Here is a 3,683-nt window from a genome sequence, read left to right on the forward strand (position 1 = left end):
GGCCAGCTCCTGCATCAGCCAGCAAAAGGCGTGCTCGCTGTCCGTTTGCCCCACTGGCTTGAAGCTGCCATGCAAGCGGGGGGCGTAATCCACCAGGTTACCGTTGTGAGCAAACACCCAATACCGGCCCCACAGTTCACGCACAAACGGGTGGCAATTTTCCAGGCTCACCTCGCCTTGCGTGGCTTTACGGATGTGCGCGATCACGTTGCGACTTTTGATGGGGTAACGCCGAATCAACTCGGCCACAGGCGAACTGCTGGCGCTTTGGTGGTCCACAAAGTGACGCACGCCCAGGCCTTCAAAAAAGGCAATGCCCCAGCCGTCACCATGGTGGTCGGTGAGGCCACCGCGCTGCGCGAAACCACTGAAGCTGAAGGTCACATCGGTGGGGGTGTTGCAGTTCATGCCGAGCAGTTGGCACATGGTCAGTCTTTCTTGTGGGGCACGCTGGACTCGCCCATTTTCCAGGCGGCCAGCAAAGCCAGCGCGGTCATGGTGGCCAGAAAAACAAAGGTCTCGTTGAAGGCGCGTAAATCGGCGCTGCCCGGGCTGCTTGAGGCCAGGGCGTACACCGCCAGCCGCCACTCCAGCACGATGGCGCAAATGCTCACGCCCGCCGCGCCCCCCAGCATGCGCACAAACCCGATCACGCTGGAGGCCTGCGGGATCAAGTCTTTGGGCAAGCCACGCAAAGCGCCCAGATTGAGCGAAGGCAGGATGAAACCCAACCCGATGCGCCCCAAAATCACCAAAATCCACAGCAAGGCCAAGCCCGCCGCCGGGTGCACCAAGGGCATGAGCGCAAACGACAGCGCCAGCAAAGCCAGGCCCCAGCTCACCCAATAGGCTGGCGGGAAACGGTTGGACAAACGCCCCACCACCGCAATGGTCACGGCCAGCAAAATACCCGCAGGCAGCAAGGCGGCACCAATGTAGGACGGCGACAAACTCAGGCCCATCTGCATGTAGACCGGCAACAAATAGGTCGAGCCAAACAGCGCGATGCCGTAGGTGAAAGACACCAAGGCCCCCATGGCGAAATTGCGGTGGCCAAAAACTTGCAGGTTCATCAGTGGACCACGGAGGGCCTGCCGTACTCGCTGGCCTTTGCGACCTGCAATGGGGCGGCGCGCATGTCGACGCGACTGCAACAAATAGCGCTGCCAGGCCACAAATACCGCCATGACCATACCAGCCAGTAACAGCAGGACCACGGCCACCGTGTGGTCGTCGCCGCGCAACTGCACCAGGCCATTGAGCAGCATGAGGGTGGATGTGCTGGCCAGCGCCAGCCCGATCCAGTCCAGACCCGGGCTGTCGGCGTCGGCCTGCACACCGCCCGGGGCCGAGGTGGGCACATAACGGCGTGACATCCACAGCGCCAACATGGCCAGTGGCACCACCATGAAAAAGATCGAGCGCCAGCCGAACACGTCGACCAGCACGCCGCCAATGCTGGGGCCAATGGCCGGGGCCAGCACCACGCCCATGCCAAACAGCCCGCTGGCGCGGCCCTGCTCTTCAGCAGCAAACGCTCGCAAGATGATGATGGCGGGAATGGGTTGCACCACCCCGGCGGCCAAGCCTTCGGCCACTCGGGCAGCCATCACCAAAGGAAAGTCATTGGCCAAGCCACCCGCCACCCCGCCCCCCAGCAACAGCCACATGCACACCTCGTACACCCGGCGGTAGCCGTAGCGGGCCAGCAGCCAAGGCGTGGTGAGCATGGACACCGTCATGGCCACCATGAAGCCGGACGTGACCCACTGCACCCGGCTTTGCCCCAGCGTGAAATGCTGGCTCATGTCGGGTATGGCCACGTTCATGATGGTGGACGACATCACCGCCGCCATGGAGCCCAGCATCACCGACAGCAGCAACAACCAGCGGTGCCTCTCGCCATAACGCGCTTGCAGCGCCTGCAAACTGTTGGGGCCTTGGGCCAGGCTCATGCGGCCTCGCCTTTGGAGGGGTCTTCACCTTGGGGTTTGTTGTCTTCGGATGCGGCCACACACGCCGCGCAAATGCAGGCCTTGTTGCGCGCCGCTTCGGGCAGCTGCGCCAGCAAATCGGCACTGAAATTCACACGCACACACCAACACGGCCCAGGCGCTGAGGCACCGGCCATGGCGCAGGCATTGGGCTGTCCGCACAAGGGGCAGCGGCAAGGGTCAAACGCTGGCAGTAGAAGGCTCATGGGGTTTGGCTCATCATCTTGGCTCAACGGGGGGTCAGTCCTTGCCCTGACGGCGACGCTGCGCGTCCCGCCACAGGCGAATGGCCAGCACCACCATCGGCGTGTTGTGCAAGAAAAAATCAAAGATATCGATGGGCTTGCTCAATGTGCCTTCGGTGAGCATGCGCCACTTTTCCACCAGATGCGGCTCGGGCACAAAAGGGGCCCCCGCCAAGTAAACGGCAATACCCACCAACCACAACATTGGAATCCGGTCTATCCAGCGCATCGCGCCCTCCCAAAAAACCTATTTTCAGGCATAGCCGAAGCGCCAACCCTTAAGCCCAACAAAAACGGCTCCCGGAGGAGCCGTTTTCAAATGTCGGACTTCGTCCGGGACGCGCGCCCTCAGGCTGAGGCCTTGACCTTCAGGCGCCAGGCATGGAGCAGTGGCTCGGTGTAGCCACTGGGCTGTGCTTTGCCCTTGAAGACCAAGTCACAGGCTGCCTTGTAGGCTGCCGATTTGGCGAAGTTGCCTGCCATGGGCTGGTACGCCGCATCGCCTGCGTTTTGTGCATCCACCACGGCGGCCATGCGTTCCATGGTTTTCTTGACCTGCTTTTCGGTCACCACCCCGTGGTGCAGCCAGTTGGCCATGTGCTGGCTAGAAATGCGCAGCGTGGCGCGGTCTTCCATCAGGCCCACGCCGTTGATGTCAGGCACTTTGGAGCAACCCACGCCTTGGTCGATCCAGCGCACCACGTAGCCCAGAATGCCTTGGGCGTTGTTGTCGAGTTCCTTTTGCTTGTCTTCTTCAGACCAGTTGGCTGCGTCTTTGGCGACCACCGGGAACTGCAGCAGTTTGTTGAGCGTCTCTTCGCGCAGTTCTTTGGCATCTTGCTTGGCAACGGCTTTTTCCATCTGCTTTTGCAGGGCCGGCACGTCCACCTGGTGGTAGTGCATAGCGTGCAATGTGGCGGCAGTCGGGCTGGGCACCCAGGCGGTATTGGCGCCGGCCAGGGGATGACCGATTTTTTGCTTGAGCATGTCCGCCATCAGGTCGGGCATGGCCCACATGCCTTTGCCGATCTGGGCACGGCCACGCAGGCCGCATTGCAAGCCCACCGTGACGTTGTTCTTTTCGTAAGCAGCCAGCCAGACGCTGTTTTTAATGTCGCCTTTGCGCATGACCGGGCCAGCCAGCATGCAGGTGTGCATCTCGTCACCGGTGCGGTCCAAAAAGCCAGTGTTGATGAAGGCCACACGGCTCTTGGCGGCAGCAATACAGGCTTTCAGGTTGGCACTGGTGCGACGCTCTTCGTCCATGATGCCCAGCTTGACGGTGGAGGGCTTCATGCCAATCACCTTTTCAACCCGGCCAAACAATTCGTCGGCAAAAGCGACTTCGGCCGGGCCGTGCATTTTGGGCTTGACGATGTAGACGCTGCCCGTGCGGCTGTTGCGCAAGGCGCTGGACTTTTTCTTTTGCAGATCGGCCAGAGCG

At 61.4% G+C, this 3,683-nt stretch carries 5 protein-coding genes; all 5 read right to left on the reverse strand.

Features of this window, described 5'->3' with window-relative positions; all coding sequences use genetic code 11:
* Positions 1 to 426: class II glutamine amidotransferase (locus ACIQ3A_RS14300; protein WP_396432395.1), on the reverse strand; the 426-nt coding region annotated here is incomplete at its 3' end.
* A 2-nt stretch (positions 427 to 428) separates the two neighbouring features.
* Positions 429 to 1,955, reverse strand: coding sequence for an MFS transporter (locus tag ACIQ3A_RS14305; protein WP_396432396.1), 1,527 nt, complete (start codon positions 1,953 to 1,955; stop codon positions 429 to 431).
* A complete protein-coding gene (locus ACIQ3A_RS14310; RefSeq protein ID WP_396432397.1) occupies positions 1,952 to 2,200 on the reverse strand; it encodes a cysteine-rich CWC family protein in 249 nt (82 codons plus the stop codon). Before ACIQ3A_RS14310 ends, ACIQ3A_RS14305 begins: the two co-directional genes overlap by 4 nt.
* 34 nt (positions 2,201 to 2,234) lie before the next feature.
* On the reverse strand, positions 2,235 to 2,468 hold the full coding sequence (locus ACIQ3A_RS14315) for a hypothetical protein (RefSeq protein ID WP_396432398.1): 234 nt from the start codon (positions 2,466 to 2,468) through the stop codon (positions 2,235 to 2,237).
* 119 nt (positions 2,469 to 2,587) lie between these two features.
* A partial coding sequence (locus tag ACIQ3A_RS14320; protein WP_396432399.1) for a malate synthase G occupies positions 2,588 to 3,683 on the reverse strand: 1,096 nt, incomplete at its 5' end.

The organism is Limnohabitans sp., assembly GCF_044361985.1.
Classification (GTDB): Bacteria; Pseudomonadota; Gammaproteobacteria; order Burkholderiales; family Burkholderiaceae_C; genus Limnohabitans_A.